Raw genomic sequence first — 17,285 nt, 5'->3', positions numbered from 1 at the left:
CGTGGGAGCGGGCTTGCCCCGCGATGAGGCCGGAACAAGAAATACACCAACACAATAATAAGGAACATCCAAGATGGCCCGCATCCCTCGCCTGGCAATCACCGCCCTCACCGCCCTCGCCCTGCACACCGCCCACGCCCATGAGCTGTACAACCAGGACGGCACGGTACTGAACGCCGACCTCGAAGCCCTGTTCGGCGTGTTCCACAGCGACGAAAGCTTCAACCAGGCCGGCAACCGCCAACCCGGCAGCAGCGCCTGGCGCGAGGGCTACGTCAAGTACGGCCTCAGCGCCAGCCAGGCCCTGGCCGGCAGCGGCAGCCTGTACGGCGCCTTCAACCTGGTCAGCTCGGCGACCTGGGGCGACGGCGATGCGGCCGGCCTGACCTTGGGCGATGAGCGCCGCACCGCCATCGAAGACGCCTACCTCGGCTGGCGCTCAGGCAGCCTCTTCCCGGCCCTGGGCGAAGACGGCGTGGATATTTCCGCTGGCCGCCAATTGCTGACCCTAGGCGACGGTTTTCTGATCCAGGGCGACCCGGTCAACCTCGGCAAAGTCGACCTGGGCGCCAACTTCAACCGCGGCGGCGCCTACTACCTGGCCGCGCGCAAGGCTTTCGACCGCACTGCGGTGCTGCGCATTGGCGGCAGCCAGGGCTGGCGTGGCGACCTGATGTGGCTCAAGTCCGACAACCATTACCAAGCCGACACCTCGCTGGCGGTGAGCAACCTTGAGCATGTCTCCGATGCAGGCACGGTCGGGCTGAGCTGGATCCGCGGGTTGGATGTCGACCAGCGCTACGCGCAGATCATGGGCCTGGAGCACCGCGATGGCATGGACACCGTGAGCCTGCGCGGGCGCGGCAGCCTCGGGGTCAAGGATCTGCAGCTGGCCGCCGAGTACGTCACCCAGGACCGCAGCGGCAGGCGCGAAGACGCCTGGTACCTGGAGGGCAACTGGACCTTCTCCGCGCTGCCCTGGTCGCCGACCGCCACCTACCGCTACAGCCGCTTCTCGCAAGACTTCGACCCGCTGTTCTATGGCCTGAGCCGTGGCTATGGCACCTGGTTCCAGGGCGAGGTGGCGGCCAACTATGCCGGGCCGTTCAACAGCAACAGCCAAGTGCATCACCTGGGCTTGAAAGCCAAGCCGCGCGACAACCTGAGCGTCGGCGCGCTGTATTTCGACTTCGATACGCTCGCTACCGACCAGGGCAACCTGGGCGGGCGCGAGCTGGATCTGTATGTCGAGTGGATGGTCACCGAGCACATCCTGATCAGCCCGCTGGTGGGCTACTACACGCCTGAGCGCAGCGCCGACAACGGCGGCGTGCAGATGGGCAGCCGGGATGGCGGCACCTATCTGCAACTGCTGGTCGGGACGTTCTTCTAGGACCATTGCAGACTGCGCATGGGTGGCCCAAGCGTTTAAACTGCAGCGCTTCTCAACCCCACCTGGAGCCTGCGGTGAACGTCAACGACGCCAGTTTCGAAGAACTGCTCAACGCTTTGCATGACGGCGTGTACATCACCGATGGCGACGGCAAGACGCTCAAGGTCAACCAGGCCTATGAGCGTCTGACCGGCCTGAGCAGCGCCGACCTGATCGGCCGGCTGATGCAGGAGCTGGTCAAGGAGGGCATCATTTCCCAATCGGCATCCCTGCGGGTGTTGCAGGAAGGCCGACCGGTGTCGGTGATGCAAAGCCTGAGCAAAGGCAAGAAGCTGCTGGTCAGCGCCACACCGATTCTCGATGCCGAGCACCGAATCTCCTACGTCGTGAGCACCGTGCGCGACATGACCGAACTGCTGCGCATGAAGCATGAGCGCGATGAGCTGCAGCAGCTCAAGCAATTGCGCCACAGCACCGCGAAATTGCATGCAGGCCAGCGCGACAGCCTGTTGCACTCGCCGCTGATGGCCGACCAGGAGGTGTCCGGGCGAGTCTTCGCCTTGGCCCGACAAGTTGCCGACAGCACGGTCAAGGTCTTGCTACAGGGTGAAACCGGGGTCGGCAAGACCCTGGTCGCGCAGTTCATTCACAACGCCAGCGGGCGTGCCGGCGAGCCATTCCTGGCGCTTAACTGCGGCGCCCTGCCGGAGAACCTGATCGAGGCCGAGCTGTTCGGCTATGCACCCGGCGCCTTCACCGGCGCTGGCCCCAAGGGCAAGCGCGGCCTGCTGGAGTTGGCCCACAACGGCACCTTGTTCCTCGATGAAATCGGCGATCTGCCGCTGCCGGTGCAGGTCAAGCTGCTCAAGGTCATCGAAGAAAACCGCTTTATCCCGGTGGGCGGCCTGGAGCTCAAGGAAGTCGATGTGCGCATCATCAGCGCCAGCCATCACGACCTCAAGCAATTGGTGGCCGAAGGCCGCTTTCGCGCCGACCTGTACTACCGCCTCAACGTGGTGCCGATCACTATCCCGGCGCTGCGCGAGCGCAGTGAAGAAATCCCGCCGCTGCTGCATTACTACCTCGACAGCTTCAACAGCCGCTACCAGCGCCAGGTGCAATGGAGCCTGGCGGCACTGGATCTTTTGTGCGAGTACGCCTGGCCGGGCAACATCCGCGAATTGATCAACATCGTCGAGCGCCTGGTGGTGACCAACCAAAGCGGCACCATCGAAGCGCTGGACCTGCCCGAGGAGATCCTCGACCTCAGTCGGCAGAACACCGACGACAGCCGCCTGCCGCTGCGCAAGGTGCTGGAAAACGCCGAGCGTGCTGCGATCCGTGCCGCGCTACAGACCCACAAGACCACCCGCCTGGCCGCCAAGGCGCTGGGCGTGAGCCAGGCGACCGTGGTGCAGAAGATGAAGCGCTGGGAGCGCTCTGATTAGGATTTCAATCATCCCCGGCGATAGCGATCAAAAAGCTAATCGCCAGCGCCCCGTGCACAGCCGGTAAAACCCCACGCCTGCCCCGCCAAGCCGCACCGAACGGGGCTTGGCGCATCTTGGCACAGCTTTCGCTATCTGCTCTGGCACGTCTTCCACTACAACAATGCACACAGGACGCGCCTAATGAGCATTTCTGCCTTCAAGATCGCCAACAAATTGATCACAGGCCCCGCGGCCATCGAACAACTGGCCGCTGAGCTGACCCGCCTCAAGGTTGGCAACCCGCTGATCGTCACCGACACCATCCTGCTCAAGTCCGGCACCGTCGACCTCGCCTTGGCGCAGCTCGGCGCCCGCCCCTATGGCATTTTCGATCAAGTCCAACCCGAACCGGAAATCGCCATCGTCGAGGCCTGCACCCGCGCCTACCGTGAGGGCGGCCACGATGGCGTGATTGGCCTGGGCGGCGGCAGCGCAATCGATATCGCCAAAGGCGTCGCAGCGTTCGCCGGGCATGCAGGGCCGCTGGCTGAATTGTTCGGGGTTGACCTAGTCACGCGCAAAGGCCCGCCGTTGATCGCCATCCCGACCACGGCCGGCACCGGCTCGGAAGTGACCAATGTGGCGATTTTTTCCGACAAGCAAGCACAGCTCAAGAAAGGCATCGTCAGCGACTACCTGCTGCCTGACGTGGCCCTGGTCAGCCCGAGCATGACCCTGACCTGCCCGCGCAGCGTGACCGCTGCCAGCGGTGTCGATGCGCTGGTGCATGCGATCGAGTCGTACCTGTCGGTCAACGCTTCGCCGATTACCGACGCCATCGCCCTGGGCGCTATCAAGCTGATCGCCAAAGCGCTGCCCAAGGCCTACGCCAATCCGGCCAACCTGCAAGCGCGCGAGGACATGGCCACCGCCAGCCTGATGGCCGGCATGGCATTTGGTAACGCAGGGGTTGGCGCGGTGCATGCGCTGGCCTATCCGCTGGGCGGTCGCTTCAACATCGCCCACGGCGTCAGCAACGCCTTGCTCCTGCCCTACGTGATGGCCTGGAACAAACTGGCCTGCGTCGAGCGCCTGCGCGACATCGCCGCCGCCATGGGCGTGCGCGTGGCCGAACTGAGCGACAAGCAAGCCGCCGATCAGGCGGTTCAGGCCATGGCCGAGCTGTGCGCGGCGGTGGATATCCCCTCGGGCCTGCGCAGCTTCAACGTGCCTGCCGACGCTATCCCGGCGATGGCCGAAGAGGCCAGCAAGATCGACCGTTTGATGCGCAACAACCCGCGCCAGCTGAGCGCCGCCGATATCGAGCAGATCTACCGCGCAGCCTACTGATTAGCGAACCCGACGCCCAGCCAAGCGGCTGTGGCGTCTGCCATTACAAAATCAATAAAACAGGTGCACCCAATGACCACTCCTGCTGAGCCGCGGGGCGAAAGCCCGTACATCCCGCTGGGCCCGTTCAAGGTCCGCTTACCGTTCATTCACTACCGCATCGAGCTGCCGGACTACCTGCAAGGCTTGCTGATGTGTGCGGTGGACCTGGCCGCCATTCCGCTGATGACCGAGCTGCTGGGCATGCCCTTTGAAGTGGCGCTGGCAGTAGTGATGCTCAACGGCCTGCTCTACCTCACCCACCATTTGCTCGGCGACCCGACGGTACCGGGCTGGATCACCCCGGCGGTGCCGCTGCTGATGGCCTACTGCGCGCAATTTCCCGAAGGCCCGGAGCGGGTGCATGCGCTGATTGCCTTCCAGTTGATGCTCGGCGCGTTCTCGATAGCCCTGGGCGCGACCGGGATGGCCAAGAAGGTGGTCGAGTACGTACCTTCGGCGATCAAGTCGGGGATCATCGTCGGCGCGGGCTTGAGTGCGGTGATCGCGGTATTCCAGGTCGGTGGCAAGTTCAACGTCCTGCCGTGGACCATCTCGATTGCCGTGGGCATCGCCTTCTACCTGATCTTTTCCCAGCACTTCAACCAGCTCAAGCAACGCAACCGCTTCTGGTGGAACTTCGCCAAGCTCGGCATCTTGCCGATCATCCTGTTGGCGGTAGTGATTGCGCCGCTGTTCGGCGAGGCGCCCTGGCCGACCATCCAGTGGGGCATCAGCACGCCGGATTTCGCCGGCCTGTGGAACAACTACACCGTGTTCGGCCTGGGCATGCCACCGCTGTCGATGTTCATCTCGGCCCTGCCGACCATGCTCGCGGCGTACATCATCGTGTTTGGCGACGTGCTCAGTGCCAAATCGCTGCTCGATGAGGCCGAGACCGTGCGCACCGATGAGGTGGTCGACTATAACGCCGACCGCGCGCACCTGATCTTCGGCGCACGCAATGCGTTCATGAGCATCTTTGGCCCGGACGTGGCCATGTGCGGGCCGAAATGGGCGGCCATGCTGGTGGTGGTCATCGAGCGCTTCAAAGGCGGGCCGAAGGCGATGCAGTCGATCATCGGCGGGGTCGGCTCGTTCCGCTGGGGCACCAATACGGGCTTGTTGCTGCTGCCGGTGGTGACCTTGGTGCAGCCGATCCTGGGTGTCGCGCTATCGCTGACCCTGCTGATCCAGGGCTATGTCAGTGTGCGCCTGGGCATCCTCGAAGCGCGCAGCCAGCGTGACCTGGGGATCGCCGGGGTGATCGGTGCAGTGCTGGCGATCAAGGGCGCCAGCTGGGCGTTCGGCATTGGTGTAGTGCTGTGCCTGCTGATCTACGGCAAGAACTTCTTCAAGGGTGAGGTGGACGGCACCTTCGCCAAGGATGTGAAGGCTGTAGGGGGTAACGCCGAACCTGGCGTGCAACCGGCTGCCGCTGTCAAACGAGTAGAAGCACAAGCAGTAACGGACTGACCTGGCTCAGTGGGCTGCCATGCAGCCCACTTTCAGCGATAACCCTGCTCTGCCAACCAGCGACGCAGCATGCCCTGCTGATCCGTCGCTCGGCCACTCAACACGTCTTCGATAGCTGCGCCCGCCTGCAGCTTGGCCACCAACGGCGCCAGCTCGATGCCCTGCAAATGCCAGATGCCCAGCGGCTGATCAGCTGTCACCACCACTTCGGCTTGATCGACCCAACCATCGCGCAGCACCGGCCGACGCTCGATACGCACTGCGCTCCACTGCGCCGCTCCATGCATCGGCTGCTCATCCGGCCAGTCCTGGCGGTTGCGCCAGAATGGCTGGCCGGCCAGGCGCTGCTCCTGACGGTAGAAATCGCGCCCCATCCGGGCAAAACGCAGGAACAGTTGCTCGATCCGCTGCTGATGAAATTGCCGTGCCAGCGCCGCTCGTTCAGGCATGCGCAGCAGGGTGTTGATCACCACCGGCGCCTGCAATGCCGAGGACAATGACTGGAAAATCCCATTGCCCGACAATGGGTCAACCGCCATGGCCGCATCCCCCACCCGCACCCAGTCGCTGCCCGCACAGTCCCCAGCGAGGATCGCTGTGCTGCTACGTGCGTGGACTGGGGCGGGTTGCAGGGCCTGCGGGTCGAACAGTTCGCGGACCAAGGCCGACTGCCTGCGCCGGTCGGCGCAGTACCCGGGCAACTGTGCCTTGCCGGGCAGGCCGGCAGCGCCGGCGTCCAGAGTGATCTGCCAGTAGCAGCGGCCGTCGGCCAAGCGCGCCATCCACGCCCAGCCATCGTCCAGGCTTTCCACCGCCGAGGCTGGCGGGCCTGGGGCCGCCTGCCAGAGGTTGAGCAAACTGACGGTCTCCGGGCCGCGCAGCCGATCGCTCGACAGCGGTGCCTGGCGGCCACGTGCCTCGACCAAAAACTCACCCTGCACCACTGGGCCGTGGTCCAGCTTCACCTGGTAGCCGTGCTCGCGCTGCACCTCGCGCACCCGACCTTCGACCAGCACCACCCCGGCGCGGCGCAGTTCATCGCGCAAGGCCGCGTCGAAGCGCTGGCGATCGAGCAAGAACTCCTGGTTAAGCTGCAACTGCTCACCGTTCCAGCGCACATGACGGGTGGCCGGCATTGCCGCTTGGCCCAGCGCGCCACCGAGCCCGGCATGGCGCAGCGCATCCAGCACCCGCTGCGAGACGCCTTCTACGGCGGCGAAGCGGCGCCAGTCGGACACCAGCGTAACCGGGTAGCCCAGCCGGCGCAGGCCCATTGCGCAGGCGGCGCCAGCGGGGCCTGCGCCGAGGATCAGGATCGCTGTTTCAGGCATCCACGACACCTCGGCGCTCCGGGCCAATAAACGCTGCGTGGCGGCGCAACCGGTCCAGCGCCTGCTGGGCGTCCATCTGCGGCTGATCGCGCAGCATCGCGGCAATCCGCCCGGTCAACGCTGCACACGCCATGCTCGCACCTGCCGAACCCTGGCCGCCCATATGCCCGCCAAAGTCAGCCTGGGCGCTGTTCAACCACGACCATTGCCCGGCAGCGCAGCGGGCATCCCCGGTGATACGGATAACCCCCGGATAACTGGCCGGATACACCGGCATACCCTGGGCGGGGCTGGAGGCGCACAACAGCACCCCCGCCGACTGGGCCTCGGCGCAGGCCTGGCGCAGCACCGGCCGGTCCTGGTGCAGTCCGAGGCTGAGGTTGACCACACTGACCCCCTGCTCGACCAGCCACAGCAGCGCCGCAGCCACCTGTAGCGCACTGGTGCTGCCGTGCTGCTGAAACACCTGGGCCATCAGCACCGGCACCCGGCTCGCTTCACGGCGCAGCCGCGCCAGCACGGCAGTGCCGTGGCCCAATTGATCGGCTAACGCCTCTCCCTCGCGCAGCACGCCGTCGTCCAGCCAGAACCTGCGCGCGCCGAGCAAGCCTGCCGCCTGGTCGGGCGAACAGCCGCTGTCGATCACCCCGACCCGCAGCTCAGCGCCCATGGCCAGCCGTCTCCAGCGGCAACACCTGCAATTGCCCTTCATGCAAATGCAAACGCAACTGGGCATCGGCCAAGGTCGAGGCACGGTGGCTGATCAGAATCCGCGTCCGCCCGGCGAATAGCTGGTCGATGGCGGCGATCACCTCACGCTCGGTGGCTTCGTCCACCGCCGAGGTGGCTTCATCGAGCACCAGAATGGCCGGTTCCTGGAGCACTGCCCGGGCAATGGCGATGCGTTGCTTTTGCCCACCAGAAAGCTGTTGGCCACGCTCGCCCAGCAGGCCATCGAGGCCCAGCGGCAGGCTTTGCACCAGGCTGTCCAGCTGGGTCAACTGCACCACCTGTTCAAGTTGGGCGCGGCTGGCCTCGGGGGCGCTGTAAGCCAGGTTCTGCGCCAGGGTGCCGCGAAACAGCACGATGTCCTGGCTGACCACCGCGATACGGCGGCGCAGCGCGCCCAGGTCCAGTTCGCGCAGGTCAGCGCCATCGAGCAGAATGCGTCCGGCATCGGGGTCGTAGAAGCGTTGCAAGAGGTCGATCAGCGTTGACTTGCCGACCCCGGAGGCACCACTGATGGCCACCTTGAGCCCGCCTGGGATGACCACGTCGACCTCCCGCATTACCGCACCCTGGCGCCCGGCATGGGCGAACTGCACGCGTTCCAGGCGCAGCTCGCCCGGCCCTTGCGGCATCGGTCGCGGCACTGGCGCCTCGCGCACGGCCACCGGCTCCTGGCGCAGTTCCATCACCCGCCCCAGGCTCACCGCCATGCGCTGGATTGCCACGTACAGACCCAGCAGGCTCTGCACCGGCCCGACCGCCATGCCCATGTAAGTCGAAAACGCGATCAACGCCCCCAGTTGCCAGGTGCCCTGGATCACCCACCAGCCGCCGATCAGAAACGCACAGGCGCGACACCACGACGTCAGCGTGCCAGGCACAGCCTGGGTAAAGAACTCGGTGACCTGCACCTTGAGCAACTGGCCCATATACCCCTGGCCAAGCTGGTCCAGCCGCCCGGCCTCGCGGGCCTGTTGGCCTGAGGCCTGGATGAATTTCATTGCCGGCAAGGTTTCGACCAGAAACGACGAGACATCCGCCGAACGCTCACGCAGGCTGCGCACTTCACGCTCGACCTTGCGCCGCATCCAGCGCAGCCACAGCACCTCGATCGGGATCAACAACGCCAGCAGCAACGACAGCTGCCAAGACAGCATCAGCATCAGCGTGACCGCGCCGATCAGGCCAATCACGCTGGACACCGCCGAGAACAGCGAATCCACGGCAAAGCGCTGGATCTCGGCGACATCGCCGTCCAGCCGCGACAGGATATCGCCGGTACGTCGGCGGCCATAGAAGGTCGGCGACAACTGCTGCAGGTGCCGATAGAGGTCGTCGCGCAAGGCGAACAGGATGCGCCCCGACAGGCGCGTGTGCAGGTAGCGATTGACCCCGGCCAGCACGGTGCCGAGCAGGCCGGCGACGATCATGATCGCCGCCATGTGCCACAAGGTCTGGTAATCGCGCGCCAGCAGGCCTTCATCGATCAGGGTCTTGACCAGCCAGGGCTGGGCCAATGCCAACAGCGAGGCGCTCAGGGACAACCCTAGCAGCACGGCAATCGCCTTGCGCTGGGGGCGGACAAAGCCATACAGCCAGGCCAGTGCCTGGCGCATCAGCAGCGGATCGCCGGTTTCGATCAGCCTGGAAAATAACCCGCCCATGGCTTAACCGCGCAGCTGTTTGAGTTTGCGATAGAGCGTCGCACGGCTGATGCCCAAGGCTTGGGCCGCGGCCGAAACATTGCCCTGGTGACGCGCCAGGGCGCCGCGGATCAGCTCAAGCTCGTTCTCGCGCAGGCTGCCAGAAGGCGCCGCACCGCTGGCCAACTCGTCCAGCAGGCAATCGGTCAGATGCTCAAGGCCCAGCAGCTGCTCGCCGTCCTCGCGCATGGCCAAGGCGGTGCGCAAGACCATCTCCAGTTGGCGGATGTTGCCCGGCCAGTCGAAGCCATCGAGTAGTTCGGCCAGGGCCGGGTCGAGCGCCACGCCCTTGGCGCCGAACTTGTCCAGCAGGCCCTCGATGATGCCAGCCAGGTCATCACGCTCACGCAACGCTGGCAAGCGCAGGGATACCCCGTTGACCCGGTAGTACAGGTCTTCACGGAACTGCTGCTCGGCCAGCAAATGCTTGAGGTCGCGGTGAGTGGCGCAGATCAGCGCGACATCGATGTCCTGCTCCTCCCCTGCGCCCAGCGGCGCTACCCGGCGCTCTTGCAGCACCCGCAGCAGGCGCGCTTGCAAGGCCAGCGGCATGTCGCCAATCTCATCGAGGAACAGCGTACCGCCGTGGGCCTGCATCAGCCGGCCGGTCATGCCGCCACGGCGTGAGCCGGTAAAGGCGCCTTCGCGGTAGCCGAACAATTCGGACTCGATCAAGCCCTCAGGGATCGCCGCGCAGTTGACCGCCACGAACGGCTTGTCGGCGCGTGGGCTGGCTTGATGCAAGGCACGGGCGACCACCTCCTTACCGGTACCGGTCTCGCCCAGCAGCAGCACCGGCAGCCCATTGACCAGGCCCTGGCGGGCCATGCGCAGGTTGCGCGCCAGGCGCGGATCGCCACCGGCCAGGCTGTCCAGCGCGGGGGATTTACTCAAAGGGGCAGGCTTGCTCGCCGGCACGCTGCCATTGAGGTTGTTGTGCCGCGGCAGCTGCAAGGCACGGAAGAAGAACTCGCCCTTGGCGGTCTGCACACTGCTTACGCCGTTTTGCCACAACCGGGCGATAAACGCGGGCGAACGTTCGCCGAGTAGATCGCTGCAGCGTCGACCGATCAGGGCCTGGCGCGCCACCTGCAGCAGCTGACAGGCATTGTCGTTGGCCGCCAGCACTTCACCCTCCAGGCTCAAGGCCAACAGCCCCTGCCAGGCACTGGTCAGGTACTGCGCGCGGCTATGAAATGCCAGCACCAGTTGTTCAGGATGGCACAGGCCGAACAGCCGGCTTTCGATGTTGCCCGCGGCGAGCATCAAGGTGCAGAGGCTGTCCTGGGGCTGGCTCATCAGCCCTTCGCGGGTGACATCGAGCACGCCGATCACCTCGCCACGCGGGTCGCGCAGTGGCACCGAAGTACAGGAGAACGGGCTGAGCCGGTCGAGGTAATGTTCGCCGCAATTGATCAGGGTTGGCCGGCCTTCTACTACGGCCGTGCCGATGGCATTGGTGCCGCGCAGGGCTTCGCTCCAGCAACTGCCAGGGTGCAGGTCGCGCAGGCCCTCGCGGTTGAGCACATGTTTCTGGCCTTCGATGGCCAGGACGTTGGCCTGGGCATCGCCGAGGATGACGATACCGCTCTTGCCCTGGCGTTCGACCAGGTAGTCCAGTTCAGGGGTGACCGCGTCGATCAGCAGCCGGTTGTGTTCGAGCAGTGCGCGCAGGTCGAGGCTTTGCTGCATGCCCAGGCCGACCTGTTCGCCTTGCAGGCAGTCCAGGCCATGACCCAGGCTGCGGCGCCAGGAGGCATCGATTTCGTCACGCAGCATCCCGGACGGCAGTTCGCCTTCGCTGGCCAGTCTGAGACGGGCCTGACGGGATTCGTGCAAAGGATCTTGGGCGTTTGTTATAGGTAATTGTCGCGCCATTGTTTTACTCCAGCGGTGCCCCAGCCACGCTGAGACATCGGGCCACGGAATTTCCTGCAGTGTGCGTCAGAATCAACCAAGCGTCATCAAGGTAGGCCTGAGGGTGGCATAAGGTTACGTATACGTAAAGGCAGGCAATTGTACGTCGTCCACTTGGCGGATTGACCCGCGAAAAGGCCCCGGAGGATAGATAGCCAATCCCTCCACCCATTTCCCCAATGCTGGGGACCACCGCCCACCCAGCGCACACCCAAAGCGCCTTGCCCTTCAGGGCTACAAGCCTTGCCCCACAAGGGCTGCACACCTATCACCAAAAACTGGCATGGCTGTTGCCCATACCCCCTCAGACGCCCCAACCCCTTGGGCCCGTTTGCAGGAGGGATTGACTCATGCACCGACCGATACCCCACCCGCTGGCAGTGGCGATCCTCGCCGGCATGCTCCAGCTTCCGGCCCAAGCTGCACTCTATGCAGTCGACCCCGGGCCTTATCATCCCGAAACCGGCGGATTCGCCTCGTGGTACCAGGACAGCCACGGGCGCACGCTCGACTTGTGCCTGTCCAAGGCGGTCAGCTCGCGGGTAGCAGGCGCCCCCGGCGCACCGTCGTACATGTGTACGCTGCTGCCGACCCCCGGGGTGTTCGACGACACCCAGCCAATCGTGTTTCCCAGCAACTTCCCCGACGAGACCTTCTGGTTCACCGCCGATGCGGCCATCGTCGATGCTGCCCGTGGCATCGACCTGAGCTTCGGCACGGCAATCGAGGCGGCGTTCGCTGCCGAAGAACCGGTCGAAGGCGACCAGGTCAGCTTCGCCCGGGTGCGGATCCGCGTCGATGTACCGGTGGCCGGCACCTACATCATCACCCACCCCTATGGTGTCGACGTATTCGACGTGCCTGCTGCCGGCCAGCGCGCGATCAACATGACTCGCGACATCGGCATTGCCGGCGCCGGCGACTTCAGCGGCGCACTCAAGGGCGACGTCGGGCCGTTCCTGCGCAGTGTCAACGGCCCCTACACCGAGACCAACCCGCTGACCGGCGCCAGCGAACGCTACATTGGCGATCCGAACCTGGAAGAAGCCGTGACCGGCAGCCCGTTCAACACCAACTTCGTGCGCATCGAAGGCCCCAATGGCATCGACCTGCGCACCGAGCTGTTCTCGATCTCCGGCAAACTGTCCACGGTCGAGCGCCCCACCCCGCTGATTCCTTTGCGCAGCACCTACTCGCGGCACACCGACAATGGCGACCTGCGCGCGCAGCAGGACGTGTTCGTCATGGCCCCACCGCCACCGGCCACGGTCAGCCTGACCAGCCAAAGCCCGAGCCAATCGCTGACCGAGGCCAATGGCACCGGCACTTGGTACGCGCAGTCGGCCCTCAACCCGACCCTGCCCACCACCTTGGTAGTCAATGCCGACAACAGCGTGGCCATCGCCAGCAGCACGCCAACCAACGCCAACCTGGCACTGACTGACCTGGTGACCATCAGCCGCGCGGAATACAGCCTGGCCAGCGGCCAGCTGACCCTGGTCGCCAGCAGCAGCGATGAAACCTCGCCGCCGGCGATGACCGCCAGCACCCTCGATGGCGCGCTGATCGGCAGCCTCGCCGGCAATGGTGCAGTGAAAACATTGACCACCGGGCTCTCGCCGATCCCGCCGGCCTCGGTCACGGTGACCAGCGCCCATGGCGGCAGCGACAGCGAAGACGTGGTGCTGGTGCCATGAACAGACAACGGCCGTACCTCCAAGGAGGCATCATGAACACATGGTCACGCCGCACGCTGTACGCAGCCGGGCTCTCCTTTACCCTGAGCAGCGTTGCCTGGGCCGCGCTCAGCGAAGTCGATCCTGGTCCTTATACCTTGGCCACCGGGCGCTACCCGATGTGGTACAAGGACGCCAACGACCTGGCCCTTGAGCTGTGCCAGTCGCGCGCTACCAGCTCGCGGGCACCCGGTGCGCCTGGCGCACCTGCCTACATGTGCACCCTGCTGCCAGAGCCAGGCATCTATGACGATGCCCTGCCACTGGTATTCCCGGATAACTGGCCGCCAGAAATGTTCTGGTTCCTGGCCGAGACCTCGATACCGCAAGTGGGTAATAGCGGCTACGAGCTGGAAGTCTATGTGGCCGGTATCGAGGCGGCATTCGCCTCGGAGAACCCGGTCGATGGCGACCAGCAGAGCTTCGCCCGCGTCCGCATCCGCGCCTCGGTACCCACTGCCGGCACCTACACCATCACCCACCCCTACGGGGTCGAGAGGGTCACGGTCGCGGCAGGTGGACGGCGTGCGATCAACATCACCCGCGACATCGGCATCGGCGCCCCAGGCAACTTTACCGGTGCACTCAACGGCAACATCGGGCCGTTCCTGCAGCGCGCCGCCGGCCTGGTGACCGAGGTCAACCCGGACACCAGCGCCATCGAGACCTTCATCGGCGATCCCAACCTCAACGAGGCGGTGGTCGGCAGCCCGTTCAATACCAACTTCGTGCGCATCGAAGGCCCTCCTGGACAGATCGAAACCAACCTCTTCAGCGTCTCCGGCAAGGTGCTCGACCCGCGTGAGCAAACCCCGGCGCAGCTGCAACGCGCCACCTACCAGCGCAACGGCGCCGGTACCCGCGTCGAGGTCTTCGCCAAGGCGCCGAACAGCGCCAGCCTGTGCCTGCGCAATAGCCTGGCACTGGTGGGCTCACCGCCGTCGCCGTGTGAATTCAACATGTTGGCCGACAACAACGGGCTGTTCTTCAACCAGCAATTGACCCAGGCCGCACCGCCGCCAGTGGTGGTGGTCACCGCCAGCAGCGCGACCGGCGCCACCCGCCCGACCTCGCTGTCGAGCAAACTCACCGACGTGGTCAAGGTGCGCACCGCACGCTACGACTGGGCCAACAAACGCCTGCTGATCGAGGCCAGCTCCAGCGATGAAGTGCAGGTGCCTGACCTGGTCGCCCAAGGCTACGGGCGCATGTCCAAATCCGGCACGCTGCAAAGCCTGACGGTCAATGGCCTGACCCAACCTCCAGCATCGGTCACCGTCAAGTCCGCCCACGGCGGCAGCGATGTCGAGCCGGTGATCGTGGTCGGCAGCGCGCCGGTCGAAGCCGAGAACCAACCACCGCTGGCCCAGGCCGACAGTGGCAGTACCAGTGTCGGCGTGCCGCTGACCCTGAACCTGCTGGCCAACGACAGCGACCCAGACCTCAACGTGCCCCTGGCGATCACCGATCTGACCCAACCTGGCACCGGCCTGGGCTCAGTGGTGCTCAACGGCACGACCGCGATCACCTACACCCCACCGCCCGGCGCCGCCTCGCCGCTGGTGGCCACCTTCAGCTACCGCGCCCAGGACAGCAAAGGCCTGAAATCGGAGCTGACCACGGTGACCATCAACGTCGCGCCCAACCAGCCACCCACTGCGGTTGCCGAAACCGTTACTACCCTGGGCGTACCGCTGACCATCAACGTGTTGACCAACGACACCGACCTGGAAGGCAACCTGCCATTGACCGTCGCCAGCGTCGGCCAACCAGCGCCTGGTCGGGGCACCGTGACCACCGATGGCACGACGGTCACCTATACCCCGCCAACCACCGTCACCACGGCCTTCACCACGACCTTCACCTACGTGGTGCGTGACGCGGTAGGGGCGTTGTCCAGCCCAGGCACGGTCACGGTACAGGTGTCGCCACGCCCAGTCGCAGAGAACTTCGCGGTAACCGCCGCCACAGTCTCGGCGCGCTCCAACAACCGTTACAACTGGGACATCAGCGGCACCTCGTCGGTGACCACCGGCAACACCATCACCGTGCAGGTGACCACGCCGAGTGGCCTGGTGACCCTGGGCACCACCACGGTACCGGTGACCGGTCGCTGGCGCCTGGCGGTGAGCAACAGCACCACGGTGATCCCAACGGCCACGCCATCGGCCACCGTGCGCAGTAGCCAAGGCACCACCCGCACCGTGCCAGTGGTCGTGCAGTAACAGCTGCCAAGGAGAACGCCATGAACCGTCTGTACCCGCTGCTGCTGTGCCTGGCCTTGAGTGGCCAGGCTGCCTGGGCCGACGACCTGATGGACAACGCCGACCTTGCCACCGGCAACGACCTTGGCGAACCGCTGATCGTGCGCCTGCTACCGGCAGGTTCGGGCCAGGCAGCAATCATCGAGCAGCAAGGCACGGGCAACCGCGCCGCCCTCGACCAGAACGGTCAGGCCCTGCTGGGCCGGATCGTCCAGGCCGGGGGCGCGCAGGAGGCGTACATCCTGCAAGACGGCAACGACCTGATGGCCTCGATCAGCCAGCAGGGTTACGGCAACTCCGCCTCGATCCGCCAGAGCGGCAACAGCAACAGTGCTGCGATCGAGCAGATCGGCAACAACAACAGCGCCAGCATCGAGCAGGCCGGCACGGGGCTGACCAGCGCCGTGACCCAAGCCGGCAATGGCCAACACGTACAGATCACCCAATATCGATAGACCTGGAGGCACCACCATGTTCAAGCTCGCACCTTTAAGCGCCGCGATAGTCCTGACCCTGGCCGGCCAGGTCATGGCCGACGACAGCACCTCGACGCAAAACCAGCTCGGCGCCGACAACAGCGCTGAAGTCAAGCAGACCCAGTCGTCGTTCGCCTCGGCAACCCAGAACCAGACTGGCCAAGGCCACTACCACGTAGCCGTGCAGGACAACAGCACCAGCCACATCAACCAGAGCGCCACCGGCTCGAAGAACGCCGGCTACGGCGAGCAACTGTTCGAGCAAGGCAGCCAGATCACCCAGCAATCGGGCGGCAGCCTCAACGACAGTTTGTCCAGTCAGTCTGTAGGTGAAAGCAACCAGTCCTTGCAGACCCAACAAGGCAGTGCCAACAAATCGATCGTGTTCCAGGACACCCAAGTGGGCAGCCACGCCACCACCATGCAGTGGGGCGACCGTAACGAGGCGGTGGTAGAGCAAATGTTCGGTGGCACCAACAACAGTGCACTGATCATGCAAGGCGGTACCGACAACTTTGCCGCCGCAGAGCACCTCTATCATCAGGACGGTAATATCCAGATCTTCCAAGAGGGCAAGGGCAACTGGGCCTACGGCGACCAGCGTGATGGTTTTGCCGGGGTCATCGGCATCAACCAGCATGGCGACGGCAACTCGGTGGAGGTCTGGCAAGGCAATCAGACCGACAGCCAGGCCAGCGTCAACCAGAGCGGCGAGCGCAACGAAGGCTACATCGACCAGAGCTTCGGCGAAGCCAACCTGGCCAGCCTGAGCCAGAGCGGCACCGCCAACGCCAGCTGGTCCGATCAGTTCGAGACCAACAACTCGGTCACCAGTATTTCGCAGAACGGCAACAACAACCTGCATTTCACCTACCAGACCGGCGACAACCACAACCTGAGCATCACCACCACCGGCAATGGCAACAAGATCATGGCCAGCAACTGGAAGGGTGACAAAGCCGGGGGCCAGTTTGGTACGGCGCAACGCGCCGAAATCAACCAGAACGGCTCGCTCAACAGCGTCAACCTGACCCAGGACGGCGCCAACCAGCTCGCCCGCCTCAACCAGAAAGGCGTGGGCAACGAGATGCAAACCAATCAGGTCGACAGCAACAACGAGCTGTACTTCGAACAGAACGGCACCGACAACCTGCTGATCGCCGACCAGCGCGGAACCGACAACTACGCCACCGGCCTTTCCGCTGGCACCGGTAATACCATCACCCTGGAGCAATCGGGCTACAGCAACCAGAGCTATACCAACCAGCTGTATGGCAGCGGCAACGAGGCCACCCTCAAACAGACCGACAGCTTCAACGTCGCCTACGTGACCCAAGGCGGCAATGCCAACCAGGCATTCGTCGACCAGAGCGGCGCCAACCAGAGCGCCACCATCACCCAATTCGGCAACGCCAACCTGGCGACCGTCAACCAGCAGTAA

12 protein-coding genes are annotated in these 17,285 nt (G+C 64.8%); 8 read left to right on the top strand and 4 right to left on the bottom strand.

The genetic code is table 11. The features are described 5' to 3' along the window. Positions 1 to 73 precede the first annotated feature (73 nt). From OIU19_RS00905 to OIU19_RS00890, 4 genes are all read left to right on the top strand, one after another. Positions 74 to 1,393: an alginate export family protein gene (locus OIU19_RS00905; RefSeq protein ID WP_264232665.1), complete on the top strand. Its 1,320-nt coding sequence runs from the start codon at positions 74 to 76 to the stop codon at positions 1,391 to 1,393. Between the two features lie 74 nt (positions 1,394 to 1,467). After that, a complete protein-coding gene (locus OIU19_RS00900) occupies positions 1,468 to 2,841 on the top strand; it encodes a sigma-54-dependent Fis family transcriptional regulator (RefSeq protein WP_186554368.1) in 1,374 nt (457 codons plus the stop codon). Positions 2,842 to 3,024: 183 nt separating this feature from the next. Continuing rightward, on the top strand, positions 3,025 to 4,173 hold the full coding sequence (locus OIU19_RS00895) for an iron-containing alcohol dehydrogenase (protein ID WP_264232663.1): 1,149 nt from the start codon (positions 3,025 to 3,027) through the stop codon (positions 4,171 to 4,173). A gap of 72 nt (positions 4,174 to 4,245) precedes the next feature. Then, on the top strand, positions 4,246 to 5,688 hold the full coding sequence (locus OIU19_RS00890) for a hypothetical protein (RefSeq protein ID WP_264232661.1): 1,443 nt from the start codon (positions 4,246 to 4,248) through the stop codon (positions 5,686 to 5,688). A gap of 32 nt (positions 5,689 to 5,720) precedes the next feature. On the opposite strand, the gene OIU19_RS00885 is transcribed toward OIU19_RS00890, so the two are convergent. The 4 genes from OIU19_RS00885 to OIU19_RS00870 are packed head-to-tail and all read right to left on the bottom strand — an operon-like array spanning position 5,721 to position 11,329. After that, on the bottom strand, positions 5,721 to 7,019 hold the full coding sequence (locus OIU19_RS00885) for an NAD(P)/FAD-dependent oxidoreductase (RefSeq protein ID WP_264232660.1): 1,299 nt from the start codon (positions 7,017 to 7,019) through the stop codon (positions 5,721 to 5,723). After that, on the bottom strand, positions 7,012 to 7,689 hold the full coding sequence (locus OIU19_RS00880; RefSeq protein WP_264232658.1) for a S8 family serine peptidase: 678 nt from the start codon (positions 7,687 to 7,689) through the stop codon (positions 7,012 to 7,014). Before OIU19_RS00880 ends, OIU19_RS00885 begins: the two co-directional genes overlap by 8 nt. Next, positions 7,679 to 9,412 carry an ABC transporter ATP-binding protein gene (locus OIU19_RS00875; protein ID WP_264232656.1) on the bottom strand — a complete coding sequence of 578 codons (1,734 nt, stop codon included), beginning with the start codon at positions 9,410 to 9,412 and terminating at the stop codon, positions 7,679 to 7,681. The genes OIU19_RS00880 and OIU19_RS00875 overlap by 11 nt, the downstream gene beginning before the upstream one ends. 3 nt (positions 9,413 to 9,415) lie before the next feature. Then, a complete protein-coding gene (locus tag OIU19_RS00870; RefSeq protein WP_264232654.1) occupies positions 9,416 to 11,329 on the bottom strand; it encodes a sigma-54-dependent Fis family transcriptional regulator in 1,914 nt (637 codons plus the stop codon). Positions 11,330 to 11,718: 389 nt separating this feature from the next. Between OIU19_RS00870 and OIU19_RS00865 the strand changes: the two genes are divergently transcribed. Genes OIU19_RS00865 through OIU19_RS00850 form a run of 4 tightly spaced genes read left to right on the top strand, consistent with a single transcriptional unit; the run spans position 11,719 to position 17,285 of the window. Then, positions 11,719 to 13,065 carry a hypothetical protein gene (locus tag OIU19_RS00865; protein WP_264232652.1) on the top strand — a complete coding sequence of 449 codons (1,347 nt, stop codon included), beginning with the start codon at positions 11,719 to 11,721 and terminating at the stop codon, positions 13,063 to 13,065. Positions 13,066 to 13,097: 32 nt separating this feature from the next. Further along, positions 13,098 to 15,329 carry an Ig-like domain-containing protein gene (locus tag OIU19_RS00860; protein ID WP_264232650.1) on the top strand — a complete coding sequence of 744 codons (2,232 nt, stop codon included), beginning with the start codon at positions 13,098 to 13,100 and terminating at the stop codon, positions 15,327 to 15,329. Positions 15,330 to 15,349: 20 nt separating this feature from the next. Further along, complete coding sequence (locus tag OIU19_RS00855) at positions 15,350 to 15,823, top strand: curlin (RefSeq protein WP_264232648.1); 474 nt, start codon at positions 15,350 to 15,352, stop codon at positions 15,821 to 15,823. A gap of 16 nt (positions 15,824 to 15,839) precedes the next feature. Beyond that, complete coding sequence (locus OIU19_RS00850; RefSeq protein WP_264232646.1) at positions 15,840 to 17,285, top strand: curlin; 1,446 nt, start codon at positions 15,840 to 15,842, stop codon at positions 17,283 to 17,285.

It is taken from the genome of Pseudomonas sp. BT-42-2 (genome assembly GCF_025847435.2).
In the GTDB taxonomy this organism is placed as follows: domain Bacteria; phylum Pseudomonadota; class Gammaproteobacteria; order Pseudomonadales; family Pseudomonadaceae; genus Aquipseudomonas; species Aquipseudomonas urmiensis.
Note: the sequence above shows the minus strand (reverse complement) of the source record. Positions and strands in the feature narration are given on the sequence as shown.